The 17,973-nt window shown below is 49.7% G+C and carries 16 protein-coding genes; 3 read left to right on the top strand and 13 right to left on the bottom strand.

The genetic code is table 11. The features are described from left to right. Positions 1-59: 59 nt before the first annotated feature. The 6 genes from rpsG to AACH44_RS01725 form a co-directional block, all read right to left on the bottom strand. Positions 60-530 carry a 30S ribosomal protein S7 gene (rpsG, locus tag AACH44_RS01750; protein WP_009111198.1) on the bottom strand — a complete coding sequence of 157 codons (471 nt, stop codon included), beginning with the start codon at positions 528-530 and terminating at the stop codon, positions 60-62. 96 nt (positions 531-626) lie between these two features. Continuing rightward, on the bottom strand, positions 627-1,001 hold the full coding sequence (rpsL, locus tag AACH44_RS01745; protein WP_005969567.1) for a 30S ribosomal protein S12: 375 nt from the start codon (positions 999-1,001) through the stop codon (positions 627-629). A gap of 131 nt (positions 1,002-1,132) precedes the next feature. Then, on the bottom strand, positions 1,133-1,420 hold the full coding sequence (gene tusB, locus AACH44_RS01740; protein ID WP_261846681.1) for a sulfurtransferase complex subunit TusB: 288 nt from the start codon (positions 1,418-1,420) through the stop codon (positions 1,133-1,135). Between the two features lie 17 nt (positions 1,421-1,437). After that, the gene (gene tusC, locus AACH44_RS01735) at positions 1,438-1,797 is read right to left on the bottom strand and encodes a sulfurtransferase complex subunit TusC (protein ID WP_261846682.1); all 360 of its coding nucleotides are present in this window, start codon (positions 1,795-1,797) and stop codon (positions 1,438-1,440) included. A 9-nt stretch (positions 1,798-1,806) separates the two neighbouring features. Continuing rightward, positions 1,807-2,196, bottom strand: coding sequence for a sulfurtransferase complex subunit TusD (gene tusD / locus AACH44_RS01730; protein ID WP_261846683.1), 390 nt, complete (start codon positions 2,194-2,196; stop codon positions 1,807-1,809). Then, positions 2,196-2,918, bottom strand: coding sequence for a helix-turn-helix transcriptional regulator (locus AACH44_RS01725; RefSeq protein ID WP_261846684.1), 723 nt, complete (start codon positions 2,916-2,918; stop codon positions 2,196-2,198). The genes tusD and AACH44_RS01725 overlap by 1 nt, the downstream gene beginning before the upstream one ends. A 178-nt stretch (positions 2,919-3,096) precedes the next feature. Between AACH44_RS01725 and eptA the strand changes: the two genes are divergently transcribed. Genes eptA through pmrB form a run of 3 tightly spaced genes read left to right on the top strand, consistent with a single transcriptional unit; the run spans position 3,097 to position 6,478 of the window. Next, positions 3,097-4,743: a phosphoethanolamine transferase EptA gene (gene eptA, locus AACH44_RS01720; RefSeq protein WP_261846685.1), complete on the top strand. Its 1,647-nt coding sequence runs from the start codon at positions 3,097-3,099 to the stop codon at positions 4,741-4,743. Then, positions 4,740-5,408: a two-component system response regulator PmrA gene (pmrA, locus tag AACH44_RS01715; protein ID WP_261846686.1), complete on the top strand. Its 669-nt coding sequence runs from the start codon at positions 4,740-4,742 to the stop codon at positions 5,406-5,408. The genes eptA and pmrA overlap by 4 nt, the downstream gene beginning before the upstream one ends. Then, entirely contained in the window at positions 5,405-6,478 is a 1,074-nt protein-coding gene (gene pmrB, locus AACH44_RS01710) for a two-component system sensor histidine kinase PmrB (protein ID WP_261846687.1), read from the top strand. Before pmrA ends, pmrB begins: the two co-directional genes overlap by 4 nt. A gap of 159 nt (positions 6,479-6,637) precedes the next feature. On the opposite strand, the gene AACH44_RS01705 is transcribed toward pmrB, so the two are convergent. The 7 genes from AACH44_RS01705 to AACH44_RS01675 form a co-directional block, all read right to left on the bottom strand. Next, a complete protein-coding gene (locus tag AACH44_RS01705) occupies positions 6,638-7,486 on the bottom strand; it encodes an energy transducer TonB (RefSeq protein ID WP_261846688.1) in 849 nt (282 codons plus the stop codon). Next, positions 7,483-7,923, bottom strand: a complete 441-nt coding sequence (gene exbD / locus AACH44_RS01700) for a TonB system transport protein ExbD (protein ID WP_261846689.1) — start codon at positions 7,921-7,923, stop codon at positions 7,483-7,485. The genes AACH44_RS01705 and exbD overlap by 4 nt, the downstream gene beginning before the upstream one ends. Positions 7,924-7,926: 3 nt before the next feature. After that, complete coding sequence (gene exbB / locus AACH44_RS01695; RefSeq protein WP_425606622.1) at positions 7,927-8,865, bottom strand: tonB-system energizer ExbB; 939 nt, start codon at positions 8,863-8,865, stop codon at positions 7,927-7,929. Positions 8,866-9,145: 280 nt separating this feature from the next. Then, positions 9,146-10,906 carry an ABC transporter ATP-binding protein/permease gene (locus AACH44_RS01690; protein ID WP_261846691.1) on the bottom strand — a complete coding sequence of 587 codons (1,761 nt, stop codon included), beginning with the start codon at positions 10,904-10,906 and terminating at the stop codon, positions 9,146-9,148. 284 nt (positions 10,907-11,190) lie between these two features. Next, a complete protein-coding gene (locus AACH44_RS01685) occupies positions 11,191-12,177 on the bottom strand; it encodes a FecR family protein (protein WP_338659477.1) in 987 nt (328 codons plus the stop codon). A 279-nt stretch (positions 12,178-12,456) separates the two neighbouring features. Then, positions 12,457-15,162 carry a M16 family metallopeptidase gene (locus AACH44_RS01680; protein WP_261846693.1) on the bottom strand — a complete coding sequence of 902 codons (2,706 nt, stop codon included), beginning with the start codon at positions 15,160-15,162 and terminating at the stop codon, positions 12,457-12,459. A gap of 24 nt (positions 15,163-15,186) precedes the next feature. After that, positions 15,187-17,757, bottom strand: coding sequence for a TonB-dependent siderophore receptor (locus AACH44_RS01675; RefSeq protein ID WP_261846694.1), 2,571 nt, complete (start codon positions 17,755-17,757; stop codon positions 15,187-15,189). Positions 17,758-17,973: the final 216 nt, after the last annotated feature.

Raw genomic sequence — 17,973 nt, 5'->3', positions numbered from 1 at the left:
ACCCAAGCGGGTTGGCTATTTTTAGCGCCCGCTTGGTTAGCATGACTACAGCGAAGGGATTACCAACGGTAGTGAGCGAACGCCTTGTTAGCTTCGGCCATACGGTGAACGTCTTCACGTTTCTTAACAGCAGTACCTTTGTTTTCTGCTGCATCAGAAAGTTCGTTCGCCAGGCGCAGAGCCATAGATTTATCACCGCGTTTACGAGCAGCTTCTACGATCCAACGCATTGCCAACGCATTACGACGAACCGGACGGACTTCTACTGGTACCTGATAAGTAGAACCACCAACGCGGCGCGACTTAACTTCGACAGTCGGGCGAACGTTGTCCAGAGCTACTTCAAAAGCTTCCAGATGATCTTTACCAGAACGCTGAGCCAGGGTCTCCAGCGCGGTATAGACGATTGCTTCAGCAGTAGATTTTTTACCATCTACCATCAGGATGTTTACAAATTTGGCCAGCAGTTCTGATCCGAACTTAGGATCCGGCAGAATTTTACGTTGACCAATGACGCGACGACGTGGCATGGAAATACTCCGTTGTTAATTCAGGATTGTCCAAAACTCTACGAGTTTAGTTTGACATTTAAGTTAAAACGTTTGGCCTTACTTAACGGAGAACCATTAAGCCTTTGGCTTCTTCACGCCGTATTTGGAACGGGATTGCTTACGGTCTTTAACACCTGAGCAGTCCAGCGCGCCACGAACGGTGTGGTAACGCACACCTGGCAGGTCTTTAACACGACCGCCACGGATCAGGATCACGGAGTGTTCCTGCAGGTTATGACCTTCACCACCGATATAGGAGGTAACTTCAAAACCGTTAGTTAAACGAACACGACATACTTTACGCAGTGCGGAGTTCGGTTTTTTAGGGGTGGTAGTATATACACGAGTACATACGCCACGTTTCTGCGGGCATGCTTCCAGCGCCGGAACGTTGCTTTTAGCAGCCTTCAGGGAGCGTGGTTTGCGTACCAGCTGGTTAATCGTTGCCATTCAAAAAGCTCCTGGGTTTTGCTTCGTAAACACGTAATAAATCGCCTCATGTTTGCGCAAGGCAAAGTATGAGGACGCAGAATTTTAGGGCTGGCAGTGGAAGGAGTCAAGAAATATACAAAAATTCGGCGTTACCACGCGAGTTGCTGCGGGTGCTCCACTGTCAGTTGAACAAACTGATTATAGTCAATGAGCGTCACATTGTTTGAAATTTGTTCAGTCATTCCTCTTGCCGCCGTATCAGGATGGAGCGCATAGAGAAGAACCGCTGAATCAAGAAGACGATGAATAATATCTCCACCAGCCAGCGCAGCGATAACACCATCTTGCAATAAGACCACGGCATCCCCCTGATCCAAACTGCGTAAAAGTGCATCCAGGTCAACGTGATAAGGAGAACGTGAGAGCGTATGCAGCATAAAGGGGAAATCCGTCGCTAGAATGAAAGGATGGAATGATAATCGGCCAGCTTACTGCGCCATGCTTGCGGCGCTAATAGTTCGACATCCAAAACCCAGTTTGTCTCGATACTCAGCCCACGCTGACGCACAGATGTCTCGCACAGATAGCAACATTCGATATCGTACAATGGCAGCACACCAAACGTTGCGATGTAATTACGCATCAAAATCTTTTCCGGCTGTTGATGCGGCAGCAGTTGCAGTACGCCATCGCCAACAAAAAATACGCCGATCTCTTCCGTCAGTGCAGACATCGCCAATAGCGCATCCAGCCCTTCCCGCCCGGAAGCACTCCCATGTGGAGCATGCGTAAAAACAAATGCGACTCGCTTCATAACGCTACCTTAAAACTGAATAACCCGATCGCAGGTCAGCACCGACTGCGCCAGTTCACCCAGACCGCTCAGAACAAAGCTGGGTTGCAGATTCGCTCCCGCAAGATTGAGCTGAGCGGCTTGCTGCGCGTCGGTCACACCCCGTCGCAGCGCCGCGGCAACGCAGACATTCAGCGCCACCTGATGCGTTTCACTCAACTGCTGCCAGGCGCGCACAAGATCAAACTCATCATTAGCGGGTGACGTCAGTTGGTTGGCATTTAGCACGCCTTCCCGATAGAAGAACACACTTTTCAGCCTGTGCCCTTCCGCTAACAGCGCCTGCGCAAACTGCAACGCGCTGCTCGCTTGCTGTGTGCCATAAGCCGGGCCGGTCACCAGCAAGCAGTAACTCAGCATTAACGTTCGTGTCCGCTGAAGTCGCCGCTTTTGAATTGACGAATATAAAGGTAGACCGTGTGCTTGGAGATATTGAGGCGCTCGGCGACCTGGTTGATGGCGTCTTTAATATCAAAGATGCCTTTCTCATACAGGCTTAGGACGATTTGGCGATTTTTCGCATTATTGGAGACGTTGCGATCCGCATTGATTTCCTCAATAGAGAACTCCAGCGTTTGTGCAACCAAGTCATCAACGGATGACGCAAAGTTAACAGAAGAGGCGGCATCATGGGTTTCAGGTGGAATAAAGGTCTGCACGATCTGGGAGAAAGGCACATCCAGATTCATGTTGATACACAGCAGGCCAATCACGCGTTGATCGCGATTACGGATCGCAATCGTCACTGACTTCATCAACACGCCGCTTTTTGCACGGGTAAAATAGGCTTTCGACACGCTGCTATCTTCACCTGCCATGTCATGCAGCATGCGCAATGCAAGATCCGTAATCGGCGAGCCAATTTTCCTACCAGTATGTTCCCCATTCGCAATACGCACGGCGGAACATTTAAGATCCTCAAGCGAGTGCAACACAATCTCACAATGTTCGCCAATCAACATGGCCAAGCCATCAACCACCGCTTCATACGATTTCAGGATCTCATAGTCCATTTGACTGAAAGGACGTTCATCCAGCAAATCAAGCTCATAAGATTCGCCAGAGACAAGCGAATTAGACATGGCAGACACCACCCTCAACGTCATCTATTTATTTTGTATTGACAGGGGACACAGTCTAGCAAATGTCCACTCTCGCGTCCCTGAATTTAACGGGCTACCTCTTAAGGTTGTATTAATTTAACCCCGCTAGAGTCAGCGTCTTCTTTCCTCTCCATAATGGAAATCACGAGAGACGTGTATGAAAAACCCAATACCGATGGGCAGATTACACCTGAACAGCATGACGTTCGTGCTGATATTTTCTGCCTTTATTACTCTGGTTCAGAACATCGCCTACTATCGTCAGACGCTGCAACTGCTGGACATGACAGACTGGATCAGTATTCCTTTTTTTCTCAGCATGCCTGTGGTGATTTTCGCGGTGCTGAATATTCTTTTAACGCTGCTGGCAATACCTTATCTGCGTAAGGCCATCATTGTTTTCTTTCTGCTCTCCGGTGCGGCTGCGCAATACTTTATGCTGAACTACGGTATTATCATTGACCGCACCATGGTCCAGAATATCCTGGAGACAACAACCAGCGAGTCCTTTTCACTGCTTACGCCGCAGCTTGTCGCCTGGGTATTCTTTATAGGCGTCATTCCCGCCGCGCTCGCCATGTGGATAAAAATAAAGCCCGCCAAACCAACAACGATCTATATTGGCCTGCGTTTTCTCAGCGTCATTATTTCGTTATTCGCCATTTTATCTGTCGCAGCATTCTTTTATAAAGATTACGCCTCGTTCATGCGTAATAACAAAGAGTTGGTCAAAGCGATTACGCCCAGCAATATTGTGGCGGCCAGCCTGTCCTACCATAAACATAGCGCCCTGGCTAATTTACCCCTGGAGCAAATTGGTCTGGACGCCCACAAAGCCGCACCACCATCCCCGACGGCAAAAAAGAACCTGATTATTCTGGTAGTCGGCGAAACCTCGCGGGCGCAAAATTTTTCGCTAGGAGGCTATGGGAAAGAAACCAATCCGCTGCTGGCAAAGGACAACGTTGTTTATTTTGAAAACACGTCATCGTGCGGCACATCAACAGGTGTTTCCGTTCCCTGCATGTTTTCCAATATGCCACGCCAAAACTTTCATGGTGACGTAGCTAGCCATCAGGAAGGACTGCTGGATATATTGCAACGGGCAAAGGTTAACGTGCTCTGGCAGGAAAATGATGGCGGCTGCAAAGATGCCTGTACGCGAGTGCCAACGGTTGATGTGACATCGCTGAAACTGCCGGGATTATGCACCAACGGCGAATGCCATGATGAAGCGTTATTCCACAGCATCGAAGACTATATTAATCAGCTCGATAACGACGGAATTATCGTATTACATACGATAGGCAGCCACGGCCCGAGCTATTACCAGCGCTACCCTGACACTTTTAAGAAATTTACTCCAACGTGCGATACCAATCAGATTCAGACCTGTACACAGGAAGCGCTGACCAATACGTATGACAACACGATCCTGTATATCGATTTTTTTCTGGATAAAGCGATCAACCTACTGAAACAGCATCAGGATAAATTTAATACCTCGCTGGTTTACCTATCTGACCACGGCGAATCGTTAGGTGAAAACGGCATCTACCTGCATAGCATGCCCTACTCTATTGCGCCGAAGCAGCAAACGCACATCCCGATGTTGATGTGGTTATCAACGGGTTATCAGCAACAACACGCCATTCAGGACACCTGCCTGCGTCAGAATGCGAAGCAGCAGGATTACTCGCAAGATAATCTTTTCCATACCATACTGGGGATGTTTACTATCGCTACGAAAGAATATCAACCTCAGCTCGATATCCTTCAGCCGTGCAGGGATAAGGCAACATGAAATTATTGATTGTTGAAGACGATAAGCTGTTGCAGGAAGGATTATTATTGGCGTTGAGTCATGAAGGTTATGCCTGCGATTGCGCAGACACGGCCAAAGAAGCTGACGCACTCATCGGTAGCGCGCACTACAGTCTGGTTATTCTCGATCTTGGCTTACCGGATGAAGACGGGCTCACCCTGCTATCTCGCTGGCGTAAGAATAATTACCAGCATCCCGTACTCATCTTAACGGCACGGGATAAGGTCAACGATCGCGTCAGCGGGCTGGATGTGGGCGCAGACGATTATCTCGCCAAGCCTTTCGCACTGACGGAATTACAAGCGCGCGTACGCGCGCTGATTCGTCGCAATCAGGGGTCAAGCAACAGCTTGATACAGGTCGACAACATCACATTGGATTTAAACAATCAACAAGTGTGGTTGGACGAAAAGCCGATAGTGCTGACGCCAAAAGAGTTTGCGATACTGTCTCGCTTGGTGTTGAAAGCAGGTTCTCAGGTGCACCGAGAACTTCTTCATCAGGACATTTATGCCTGGAACGACGATCCATCCTCCAACTCGCTGGAAGTGCATATCCATAATCTGCGTCACAAGATAGGGAAAGACCGAATCCGAACCCTGCGAGGCTTTGGCTATCTGTTGACCAAAGGGGAACAACCATGAAGGGCGATACCGACGCCGTCACCAGCATGCGTCGTCGTTTGGTGCTGGCACTGGGCGGCATCCTGCTCGTCTGCCAGATGATCAGCGTATTCTGGCTCTGGCACGAAAGTGAAGAGCAGATCGGCCTGCTGGTTGATAAATCCCTGAGTGCCAGTGCCCAGAACAGGCAGATCGACCAAGAGATCAATGAGGCGATCGCCTCGCTCAGTATCCCCAGCCTGGTGATGGTCATCCTGACGTTGCTCATGTGCTTTCAGGCAGTCAGTTGGATTACGCGTCCGCTTTCCCGCCTACAGGAAGAATTACAGGATCGCACGGCAGAAAACCTGGAACCGCTGCCACAACAGAGTGACATAAAAGAGGTTGCCGCGGTCACGCATACCATTAACCAGCTTTTTCAGCGTCTAGACGAAACGTTGAAACGCGACAGGCAATTTACTGCGGATGTCGCGCATGAGTTACGAACCCCGCTAGCCGGAATTCGTCTGCACCTTGAGCTACACCAGCAGCAACATCAGATTGATTGCAGTTCGCTCATCAAACGTATTGATAAAATGGTGAAGACGGTAGAACAGCTTTTGCTGCTTGCCCGTGTCGGACAGGAATTTTCGGCGGGCCACCACCAGAATGTCGCGTTCCTACAAGACGTCATTTTTCCTATGCAGGATGAACTGGCCGAGATGCTGCAAAAGCGTCAGCAGACGCTGAAATGGGTATTACCGCCAGAAGATATCACTCTGCATGGCGATGCCACGTTACTCCAGTTACTATTACGCAACCTGGTAGAGAACGCCTATCGCTATAGCCCGGAAGCAAGCCAGATCACCGTAAGCCTGAGCACGCTGCAACATATTGAACTACAGATTGAGGATGAAGGTCCGGGGATCGACGAAAGCAAGGTGGGTGAATTGAGTAAAGCATTTGTGCGTATGGACAGCCGCTATGGCGGTATCGGCCTCGGGCTGAGTATCGTGACGCGCATTGCTCAGTTGCACGATGGGAAATTTTTCCTCAGTAATCGGCCGCAAGGTTCTGGCGCCCTCGCACGGGTGGTTTTTATCACATCGTGAAATTAATTATACTATAAATCATTCGACTTTCAGGACAAAATGTTAATATTTTAAACAACGCAGAGCATTATCCCTTTAGAACGATACTCAGTCATGAACATCGTAGCACGGTCACCGCACTGGCAACCTGAAGTATGACGAGTATATAACGTATATCAATTATCCATTTCTGATGAAAAATTCGATAGGAACCACCATTTCGACTTTATCGCCGAACAGTGCTGTCGCAGGAGGTTTTGGCAAGGGCGACGCTCTTTTAATCAGCGACATGGATTCGTTCTCTAATGATTCAAATCCCTGACTTTTAATGATATTGGAATTTAATACATTGCCGTCTTTATCAAGAGTAAATTTCACTAAAATAGTATCTTGTTGTTTTTTCCGCAAAGAGTAAGCCGGATAGCGTTTCTCTCGTTGTAATTTAGCCAACAGCTCGGATTCCCAGCTAATTCTGACCTGACGGCTGGCATTATTACTGGCCGCGCCAACCTGAAACGCCTGATTACGCGACGCAAGTTGTTCACTGCTATTTCCCTGCTGAGCGGCTGGCTGCGTTTGCTTTGCAACCTCGGCGACCTCAACTTTTTTCTCTTTGCGCGGTTTAGGCTTATGAACTGGCTTCAAGGGCTTGTGGATTGGTTCTGGTTCCGGCTCTAGTTTGGGCTTTTCTCCTACCGCAACATTAACCTCAGCGGCGGCCACCTCTTTAACTTCTGCATCGATGAACGCCGGCTGCTCTTTTTGTTCAGGAGCGACTTCTTCCGTTTTCACTGCCTGCGCGACACTTTCCATGCTGGTTATCTGGACGGTCGCTGATACCGCAGCCAGTTCCACCACAATAGGGGCAGCTTCAGGGAGAGGTTGCCAGACAATTTCTGTCGAAGGGGCTGGCGAGCGCAAAAAAAACAGCACAACCGAACCATGCAAGGCCAGAACAATGAGAGGGCTAAGTGTCCAGCGAACAATATTATGACTAATCAATAGATTATTTTTTTTTCGTTCATTCATTTCCCCGGTTCTCCAGCCGAAGCCTCAAGGCCAATCAAAGCGACTTTTGCATAACCGGCATCACGCAACATATCCATCACCGCCATGAGGCGTTCATAATCAACGCGTTTGTCCGCACGTAAAAATACACGGGCGTTTTTATCCCCATGCGTTTCAGCATTTAGGATCGCACTGAATTTTTCGCGGGGAACAGGGTTATCACCGATGTACAGCGTCATATCCGCTTTTACGCTGACAATTAAAGGCGGTTTCGCCACTGGTGGCGAGGTTTGTGTCGTCGAAGGCAGATCGAGCGGAATATTCACCGTCGACAGCGGTGCGGCCACCATAAAGATGATTAACAATACCAGCATGACATCAATAAAAGGCGTGACGTTAATCTCATGTAGTGCGTTGAGATCGTCATCGGAGCTCGCAGGTTGAGAAGAAAAAGCCACAATCTACCCCACATTAGCCAAAGTATGATGTTTTTGGTCATCCAATCGTTCGAGCTCATGACTCAACTGGCACATCGTTAACGTGATGGCATCCGCCAGCAGTATTCTATAACCACTAATCTGACGCCCGACGGTGTTATAGAGAATAACCGCCGGTATCGCCACAACCAGCCCTAATGCCGTAGCGAAGAGCGCTTCTGCAATGCCCGGCGCCACCACGCTGAGATTCGTCGTCTGGGATTGTGCGATAGAGATGAAACTGTGCATGATCCCCCATACCGTACCGAACAGTCCGATAAAAGGTGCTACCGCACTGGTCGTCGCCAGAACGCTGGCGCCACGCGTCAATCGCCGCACCTCTGCCGCTTCAACGCGCAGAATACGGGCATGGACACGCTCTTTGACATTATCGCTACGATGTGGCGTCGCGCTCCGATGCTGCAAACCGTCTTTAACCTGTTCCAATTCGCACAAGGCGATATTCGCCATATCCGAACAGCTCGCCGCAGGCGTGTCCAGCGGGGGAGCTAAAAACGTTTGTCCCGAGAGAAGCGCAAGGCTTTTTTTCATCCGCCGACAATAAAGCGCCAGTTCCCAGGTTTTTCCCACCCATAACGTCCAACTGAGTATGGATGCGACAACCAGAATAAAAATGACGGCTTTGACAATACTGTCTGCATGTTGATAAAGCGTAAACGGTGAAAAATCATTTAATATCGCAGGCCCGCCAGCCACCGGAACAGAAACAGAAGGTGCCGCAGGCAGCGCAGTTGCCGGTTCAGTAGACAGTAAAGCCTCTGGCGAGGAGGTCGCGCCCTCTTCTGCCCATACCGTCGTCACGGCGGCTGAACACAAAATCAGCAAAGAAACGCAGAGATAAACGGCACGCCGTACGATAAGCCGTGCAGCAGAAAATTTTTCACAAATGATGTTCACACGCATTCCTCATAAGCTTCCAAAATCAAAATACCAGAGACAGCCCGTTGAAGCGTCAATCGGCATTCGTTATAGAAATAAACGAACAACCCGGAATTTTTCATCAATAAAAAAATAAAAATATCTTCATGCTGAGAGCTTATCCCCATAGGCGTTAGGCACTACGCCCACATTCGTCATTCCTGACACAGGAATACGGGAGTATTTTTTGAGCTTGAGAATGTTTTTACCCTGCGGGGGCCCGCAGGGTTACCCCATGAATAGGGTGAATGTTAAGGAATGCTCGTCAGGCGGTTTTAATCAAACCTATCTCTTCCTGAGATAGCATGGTAATCGGTTTTATATCCCACTGGCCTGAAGGATAAAGGCAAAGCGCATCCGCATGGTAATCCATAATGCTCGGGCGATGACCGACGCTGATAAAAGTGACACCAATCTCCGCTAACAGGCAATAGAGCGTACTTTCCGTCTCAATATCCACCGCGCTGGTTGCCTCATCCAGAAAAACATATTGCGGCTTCGCCACCAGCACTCGGGCAAAACCAATGCGCTGCTGCTCCCCCAATGAAAGCACTTTGGCCCAATCGCGTACCTCGTCCAACCCGCCATACTTATCAACCAGCGTAGGCAGACTAACCCGTTCCAGATACCGCTGTAGTTCGGCATCGCTGATAGAACCGTCGCCATGAGGATAAAGCAATTGCGAACGCAGATCGGACAAGATCATGTACGGTTTTTGCGGCAGGAAAAAGCAGTCACGTTTATCCGGCATGGTGATTGTTCCAGTGCCGCGTTGCCACAACCCAGCCATCGCGCGTAACAAGGAGCTTTTCCCCACACCGGTCTGCCCGTGGATCAACAGTGAGCGGCCGGGCTGAACCTCAAGTGATAAATGGCGAACCAGTCTTTGCTCACCTCCCGGCGTTTCCAGGCTAATATCGTTCAGGGCAATTCGTTTTCCTGGTTTGATCTCAATCTTATTTTGATCTGCCTGGTGTTGCTGTTCATCCATTGCGTCAAAACGCTCCAGGATTTGCGCCAGACGTACCGCGCTGGGTGCCATATCAGTGACGGTGGGGATGAAGTCCGTTAGGGTGGTTAATGCGGCCAGCATTTGTGAAGCAGCGGTCGTGGCCATCGCGATATCGCCATATTCAATCTTGCCGTCAAAAAACAACGGGGCGATAAGAAAAAAAGGCGCCAGCGTCCAGAGTTGCCCCAGTCCATAATTGAGCGTTCCCATTTTCAGTTGATAAAGAATAATGGCCAGTCTTGCTTTGACCGCAGTGGATAAACGATGACGAATTTGCTGATGCTCGGTTTTTTCCCCCCGATAAAACGCCACCGTTTCCGCATTATCCCGTACATGTAGGATCCCGTAACGCAGATCGGCCTCGGCGACCGTACTGTTAAAACTCAGACGGATCAACGGTGTATAAAGCACCAACGTCACAATGGTCGATAAAATGGCGAAACCCACTACATACCACATCATTGTCGGGTTGATCGACGCGATAATGACCCCACCGGTCGCCAGTCCCATCAATTGGCTCAAAATACGCCGGGGAATAGCAGCCATGGTGCTGACAAAAGGTTCGATATCCTCCTGTATCCGCTGATCGGGGTTATCCAAGTCCTCGCGTACCGCGATATCGTAATAGGTACGATTGCGCAAATACCTCATGATCATCCAGTCTGTCAGCCATTGTCGCCAGATAACGTTCAGGCGGCTGCTGAGAAAATCCATCACCATCTGCGCCAACCACATCATGCCCGTCACCAGCGTGACAAACCAGAACAGGCGGGTATATTCATCCCGTTGTTTCGCCACGATGGCGTTGGTCATATCCGCATTCAGGTACGAGAGTTTATAAAACAGCCATGACGATAGGGGCGCCATTGCTAACAGCGCCACCATCAGCACCCACCAACGCAAATGCGACTTTTGTATCCAGAATGGGCGAGTCAGACGCCAGATTCGGGCGAACAACAGCCGGGATATTCGATAATCTCGCGGTTTTACCTGTAATGTCTTGGCATCATGCATGGCGATACCCCCCCAGCTTCATCAGGGACAGAACAATAGTCTTACCAAACGTGCTCAAAAACATCATGTGCAAATATCCATTGGTGATGACGCTATCCAGGTAGCGAATGTAAGGCGTAGACAAAATCATCACGCATGATGACTTTTGAACTAAACGTACGGGAAAGGGAAAAACAGCAATACTTTAGGTAAAAAAGATATAAACCAGGTTTTTCATTCGACAACAGGCAGGGGTCAATACGAAGAGAACATCAGATCACACAATAAAACGTCAGGGTTTCACTTCAGCGACTCTCTCTGAACCAGACGATAGGTCCGATTTTTATGATACGGATAGCAAGAGAATGGTGAAGAGTGTCATACCATTCATCCAAATTAGAAAGGTCAATAATGGCGTTGAGGCGTTGTTTTCTAAGGGAGGCGGCGTCAATAACCAGTAGCCGCTTATCGTAGCGTTTAAGCGTATCAATGATATTGCCGAGAGGTTGATTTTCAAATACCAGACGCCCTTTATGCCAGGCTAGTTCGCGTTGAGCATTAACCGTTGTCGTTAACTTTATCCCCTCGTCATTATCAACCCGCACCTGTTGATCAGGCAAAATAACGACCGATGAAGCATCATCCGCGCTGACTTGCACTTTTCCTCTTTCAACAGTGACGACAACCGAATCCCCCCGGCGTTGCACGCCAAAGGCCGTCCCTAATACCTTTATCTGACTGATACCCGCATCCACAATAAAAGGATGCTGCGGATCATGCGCCACATCGAAAAACACATCTCCCTTCGCCAAGCGAATGAAACGTTTATCCGTGCTGACTTGAATATCCGCCGCACTGTCGGTATTCAGCCACATGGTGCTACCATCCTGCAACGCCAGCGTCCGCTGCTCGCCAGTGGCCGTCATTTCGTCATAGTGCCAATGTGTGGCCCAGTATTGCGCACAGCCGACCATCAGCACCAACGCCATGGCGGCCGACACCACTGGGCGCCGGTACCACGACATACTGGTGGGAAGAAGGACATTAACGGGTACAGAAACCGGATCGGGTGACAGGACGGGTGTATAATTAGTTTCAAGAGGTTGGCGTAATTGCAACCAAAGCTGGCGCGCCTCGCTCAGAGCACATTCATTAGCGGGATCGGCTTTTCGCCAATGTTCAAACTCGGCCAACTCCGCCTGAGTTACATCGCCTGATGTCAGACGCACCAGCCAGAATAACGCCTGAGTGTCCGCGCTTTCTTTATCATTATCATCCGATATCGGCTTCATATTGGTCATCGCTATTGCGCGCCTAAATAACGCGTCACCCCATGAAAAATCAACGTCTCACCAGAGGCGCTTTCATTCATCACCGATAGCATCCGCGCCGTCCCCACCAAAAATTTCCTCGTCAATAAACGTGTTTTATCCGACTCACTAGAAAAAGGCCATAAAAACGCTGTTACAACGCATTATTATTCCTACTATCATGACATACTTTTTTAGTAGTTAAATACTCCATAAGTCAAAAATACCTACATCATCATCTATGCTTTGTTTTAACGCGAGTCATTCGTAAAGAGACTCTCCGATATCATTAATCACCTGTACATCACCAAAATTCAGTTGACGAATACCATCACGCAATACCGTGATATCTCCCGCAATAATCCATGTCAGCGTATCCGAGCGTTTATATTGCCTCGCCAGTTGGTTAACCTCATCCAGAGAAGTCTTGTTTAGCTGCTCAATATAGTTTTGCCAGTAATCGTCAGGCAATAGATAACATTGTACTTGTTCCACCATGTGATTGATGCCGTCGAATCCTTCCAGCATCCCACCAATACTTAACAATCTGGCCGCTTTCGCCTCATGCAATTCCGCTTCCGTCACAGGCCGCTCACCGTTCAACGCGCAATATTCGTTCATAATTTCTTGCATAGCCTGAATGGTTCGATCTGCCTGTACCGATACCTCAAGGCACTGAATGCTCGAACCAACCGAATTGCTGCTCCACTGGCTCACACCATAAGTCCAGTTTTTATCTTCCCGCAAATTCTTATTGATACGCGAACTGAAACCACGATCAAACACATCACTAAGGAGTCCAAAAGCGGCATCATATTCCCAGTCCATTCCTGGCGTCAGAGAAGCGGCTAAAATAATCGAGTGTTCCGCCTTTGGAATATCAATCAGGAAAACTCGTGCATTTACACGCGTAGGGATCGCGACGTCCTTCGGTTTAATCTCACCCTCAACACACAGCAATGAGGAAAAATAATGATTAAGCAGGGGCACGATCTTCTCCAACGACGTCTCCCCCGTCACCAGAATCTTGCCTTTGCGCGTCAGCAAAAGGCGCTGTAGGTAGGCCTGGCACTGGCTAAAGGTCAACTGCTTAAGGCTCGCGCGGGTTGCCTCAATTCCTCCCGGGACACGATACAAGTGGCCCGGCGGATACATCAAACCAGGTAATACATAAGCGATGATATTATCCGCCTCATGTTTATAGGCATTCAGGCTATCCGCCCACTGCTGTATATGGCGTTCAAAATCGCTTTCCCGTATCGTCGTTCGAAAAAAACGATCGGCCAGCAAACCCAGAGAAGCCGATAAATGCTGCGAACGGCACTGAAGCGATATACTGGTGGACTGTGTATCCCAACGCACATAAAGGGAGGCCCCCCATTTACGCAGCATCGAGTGCAACGCCAGCGCGTCACGATCGCCGGCACCGCTCTCATTAACCAGACTGAACGTCAATGCGGAAACCCCAGGCTTCTCTTCATGAATACTCGGCAATATCAGATTGATATTTACCGATGGCTGCCCCTGATACTCCACCAACGCCACGTCCATGCCGTTATCCAATATGGCATGCTGCAAAACAGGGAGAGAAATCGGCATCGTTGGCACACTCTCTGGTATGCGTGAGCGATCGGGAAGGGGAAAACCGTCCTGCTGGTAAGAGAACGGCCTCATCTCCAGCACATAACGCTGCGCCATCAGCCACCGCTGTGCCGCCAGACGAATATCAACAAGCGCTGCCGTTTGGATCTGATTGATAATACGTCGATACCCATCAGCACTCCCCGTCATAGCATAGGACGCAGAAAGCAAATCGGCGATCGACGAAGTCGAAGAGTAGGATGCGGCAAACGCGGATAATTGCTCCATTTTTACTCGCGCCAACATTTCTTCGTTTTGTTCGTTATGTATAAACGCCTGCAAAACCTCGTCGATCAGCACCTCAATACGAGTCAACTCCGCACCTTCACAGGCAGAGACCGTAATAACAAACTGGCTGACCATTGCGGCATATTCGATCGTTGTTGTCACCGACTCGGCGATTTTTTCCTGATAAACCAGCCTCTCGACTAATCGGGATGACATGCCTGACGCTAGCATGTTCGCGGCCACCGACAACAGGATGGTATCGCTGTCGCCATAAGGTGGGATATTCCAGCAAACCATCAGGCTTGCCGCCTTTCCTTTAACCTGACAGACATCGCGTCTTCCCCATGGGATGGCAGGCACCCAGACGGCCGGACGGAACAAGGGTTCGCCCGCAGGAATATGGCCGAAATAGGTTTCAACCTTTTGCCGGACCATCCCGACATCAATCGCGCCAACCAGCGTCAATACGGCATTGGAAGGGATATAATGGGTACGAAACCAGTCGCGCACATCTTCCAGCGTCGCGGTTTGCAAATCAGCGACCTCCCCCAATACGGTGTGAGCATAAGGGTGTTCAGGGGGATAACACGCTTTTAATCGGCGTTCATACAACTTACTGTACGTACCATCTTCCGTTTCCAGTTTTTCATTAAGCACAACATTGCGCTGTTGATCCAATACCGTCTGATTAATCGCAGGGAAAAAATGCCCCATACGGTCGGACTCAAGAAACAGCGCATAATCCAGCGAACCGAGCGGTACCGTTTCGTAATAGGTCGTGTGATCGCGTCCTGTCGAGGCATTCAATCTGATGGCGCCTGCTTTTTGCAGATTTTCCACCGCAGAGCCCGGTACGTTTTCACTGCCGCCAAACATCAAATGTTCGAACAGATGTGCGAAACCGGTCTTCCCTGCTGGCTCATCCCGTGAACCGACACGATAAAGCATCGCGATCGATACCAAAGGCATGTCGTGTTTTTCGTGTACGATAACCGTCAAGCCATTCGCTAAAACAAACGTGGTGGAAGGGAGTTCGAGGTCGTCGCCCCACGGCTCAACATCGGTCATCATCGGCGTTGGGTTCTCATCTATCATCATGCGTTCTCCGGCAAATGCAGGGAGTTAGAAAGTGCCATAAAGCGTCAACGCGTAATTACGCGGTTCGCCATACCAGCTACCGCCTCGTGCATCGCCGATGGTTTCATAATAATGGCGGTCAAAGAGGTTATTGACGTTAAACGCCACGTCCCAATACGAGCTGATTTGATAACTCACGAAAGCGGATGTCACCGCATAAAATCCCTGCGTAAACTTGAAAGGCACTTCATTAACACAATCCGGGTCATCATATTGGCAGGAAGAGCCGACAGCATAGTTTTTTGTCTGCGCTTTTAGTGTACCGCCGATTTTCAGGCGATCCAGATAAGGGTTGCCGGACAATTGATAACTGCTCGCCAGTTTCAGTATCTGCTTGGGAAATTGCGAGCGTATCGGCTGGCCGACCTGACCGGAATCCTCGCCTTTATACTTATTGCGGGAATAGGTGTAACTGAAAGAGAGTTGCCAATCCGCCAGCATTTCGCCGTTCACTTCCAGATCGAAGCCATCACTGATTTCCACCGAATTATTATTTCGGTAGCAACATGCTTGATCGCCGATTAACCAGGCACCGGGATCTATCGATGTCGTACTCGCCCCGCCTTTCTGCGTCAAGCTGTAGGCCGAAAGCGCAATATTGCGCTTATCGTCGCCGTACTTGATGCCAACTTCTTTATTGGAACCGGTGAGGGGATCCAGCGAGCGACCCTCTTTCGTTTTCATATAGGCCTGGGATTGATAGATATCGGTATAGCTGGCATATATGCTCCAGTTGTGCGCGAGATCATAAGACACAGCGTAGTAGGGTAACTGGAATTCCGTTTCATTCATTTTCTGGGGCAGGAGGCCGTCTTGGTCATTTTCATTTTTATACTGGTTATATCGGACCCCGGTCATAAAATGTAGCGGCTTCCACGGCGTGATCGTCACGGCAACGTATCCCCCAGCTTGATGCTCACTGTAGCGGCTATTCAGAGATCCCACCCCGCTAAAATCCGGCTCTGACCAATCCGTATCCCTAAAACGGAATATATTGAAATTTCGTTCATTACCCTCGTCATCGAGATAAGTATAGAATTGCGCGGGGCCGTCGCCAGAACCGTTGAGGCGCTTGTAATTACCCCCAACAACCAGTTTTTGTGGTAAACCCCACAGATCGAACTCGCCGTTTAATGTACCGTCGAGAGCCAACTGTCGACTCTTCGACCGCATTGCGCTCGCTTCCATCGCCGATCCGTCTCCATTCTGATCAACTACGCCATATATACTAGCGCCAAGGCCATCTTCCCGATTATAGGACTGCGTAAAATTGAGATTAGTCGACCAATTATCCGAAAAACGGTGATCCAATTGGGTAAACCATTCGGTGTTTTTGGTATTGCTGAACTCCCATGGCATCACGATGCTGAAATTACGCGGCAAGCGCAGGTCCTCCCCGGTTTTATAACTCTTCAGGCCTGCCGTCCAGGGCCTGCCTTTTTGGTCGGTATAGCTGGCCCCGATGCGCCATTGGGTGTCAGGCGTGACATCGGCTTCCAGGCTGGCGAAAACGACCTTTTTTTCATCGTTGGCTCCATCATAGAAGAAGCGGCGTTTTTCCCAGGTCGCCACCGCACGTCCGCGCAAGGCACCGTCAAACGCCAGCGGTCCGGCCACATCTACCGAATTACGATAGTTATCCCAGGAGGCGGCGGAAGATTCCACCGTGATCTGGTTGTGATCGAGCGGACGTTTACGCACCAGATTCACCACGCCGCCCGCCTCGCCATTGCCGTTGAACAAACCATCGGCGCCACGCAACAACTCGACATGGTCATACAATGACATGTCGAATACCGGGGAATAACGTGAATTTGAATTGACCTCCAATGGCGCGCCGCCATCAATCTGGATACGGCTGATCTCCCGGGCGCGGGAATAGAATTTTACCTGATCGGAACGATTGCCCTGCGATACCGAAACGCCGGCGAGGCTATCCATAGCACCTTTCAGGTTAGTGACTCGCGCATCCTTCATTTGCGCACTCGTCACCATGCTGACCGACTGCGGGGTCTCTTTGATAGACTGCGGTGTTTTTGAACCAATAGACATGGTTTGACCCGCATAGCTACCCGACCCTTCGGTGGCCGTCACGTCAGTGCTGCCGTTGATGCCACCGACGACCTCACTGCCTACGCCGTCCACCCGTACCGCGCCCAGTACATTCGTTTGCTCACCTGACTTGAACAAGGTGAAACTGGTCGCATTGTAAAAACGGTATCCCAACCCACTTCCCGCCAGAATCCGCGATAGCGCCTCACGCGGCGAATAACGCCCGCTAAGGCCGGGTGTCACCTTCCCTTCCGTCAATTCCGCCGGAGACACCAGCTGTAATCCGCCGCTTTGCTCGCTGAACTGCAATAACGCATCACTTAATGTTCCCGACGCGATGGAATAAGCATGAGATTCATCCTGCCGGACCGCGTCTGCGGGATGTGTCGTATTTTGCTCCGCCGCCAGTAACGGCGATATCGTTAAAACCGACACGCAAAGTACGGCCGTGGCAAAAAGTATTTTTGATCTGAAAAGTCGAGTTTTCTTTGCCGTTATAATCATGTTATTCCCCTTTCCCCCGAAATGTCGGCGTATATGAGTGAATAACGAATGACGCGTTATTTTTCCGCAATCACATAAAAAGAATATCGCTATCGAATAAGAAACGGGATTATTCCTGCCGCGTTACAAGACGCATGAATGCACCTTCCCCATAGGGGTAAGCTCAGCTTTCCGCCTATTTTATGATTAACATATACATAAAATGCATTAGTCCCC

Origin of the sequence: Pectobacterium araliae (assembly GCF_037076465.1) — a bacterium.
GTDB classification, from domain to species: Bacteria; Pseudomonadota; Gammaproteobacteria; order Enterobacterales; family Enterobacteriaceae; genus Pectobacterium; species Pectobacterium araliae.
Note: the sequence above shows the minus strand (reverse complement) of the source record. Positions and strands in the feature narration are given on the sequence as shown.

What these genes read in the sequence shown, in the direction of transcription:
- rpsG (WP_009111198.1), bottom strand. Translation starts at nt 530, where the DNA reads ATGCCACGTCGTCGCGTCATTGGTCAACGTAAAATTCTGCCGGATCCT.
- rpsL (WP_005969567.1), bottom strand. Translation starts at nt 1,001, where the DNA reads ATGGCAACGATTAACCAGCTGGTACGCAAACCACGCTCCCTGAAGGCT.
- tusB (WP_261846681.1), bottom strand. Translation starts at nt 1,420, where the DNA reads ATGCTGCATACGCTCTCACGTTCTCCTTATCACGTTGACCTGGATGCA.
- tusC (WP_261846682.1), bottom strand. Translation starts at nt 1,797, where the DNA reads ATGAAGCGAGTCGCATTTGTTTTTACGCATGCTCCACATGGGAGTGCT.
- tusD (WP_261846683.1), bottom strand. Translation starts at nt 2,196, where the DNA reads ATGCTGAGTTACTGCTTGCTGGTGACCGGCCCGGCTTATGGCACACAG.
- AACH44_RS01725 (WP_261846684.1), bottom strand. Translation starts at nt 2,918, where the DNA reads ATGTCTAATTCGCTTGTCTCTGGCGAATCTTATGAGCTTGATTTGCTG.
- eptA (WP_261846685.1), top strand. Translation starts at nt 3,097, where the DNA reads ATGAAAAACCCAATACCGATGGGCAGATTACACCTGAACAGCATGACG.
- pmrA (WP_261846686.1), top strand. Translation starts at nt 4,740, where the DNA reads ATGAAATTATTGATTGTTGAAGACGATAAGCTGTTGCAGGAAGGATTA.
- pmrB (WP_261846687.1), top strand. Translation starts at nt 5,405, where the DNA reads ATGAAGGGCGATACCGACGCCGTCACCAGCATGCGTCGTCGTTTGGTG.
- AACH44_RS01705 (WP_261846688.1), bottom strand. Translation starts at nt 7,486, where the DNA reads ATGAATGAACGAAAAAAAAATAATCTATTGATTAGTCATAATATTGTT.
- exbB (WP_425606622.1), bottom strand. Translation starts at nt 8,865, where the DNA reads ATGCGTGTGAACATCATTTGTGAAAAATTTTCTGCTGCACGGCTTATC.
- AACH44_RS01690 (WP_261846691.1), bottom strand. Translation starts at nt 10,906, where the DNA reads ATGCATGATGCCAAGACATTACAGGTAAAACCGCGAGATTATCGAATA.
- AACH44_RS01685 (WP_338659477.1), bottom strand. Translation starts at nt 12,177, where the DNA reads ATGAAGCCGATATCGGATGATAATGATAAAGAAAGCGCGGACACTCAG.
- AACH44_RS01680 (WP_261846693.1), bottom strand. Translation starts at nt 15,162, where the DNA reads ATGATGATAGATGAGAACCCAACGCCGATGATGACCGATGTTGAGCCG.
- AACH44_RS01675 (WP_261846694.1), bottom strand. Translation starts at nt 17,757, where the DNA reads ATGATTATAACGGCAAAGAAAACTCGACTTTTCAGATCAAAAATACTT.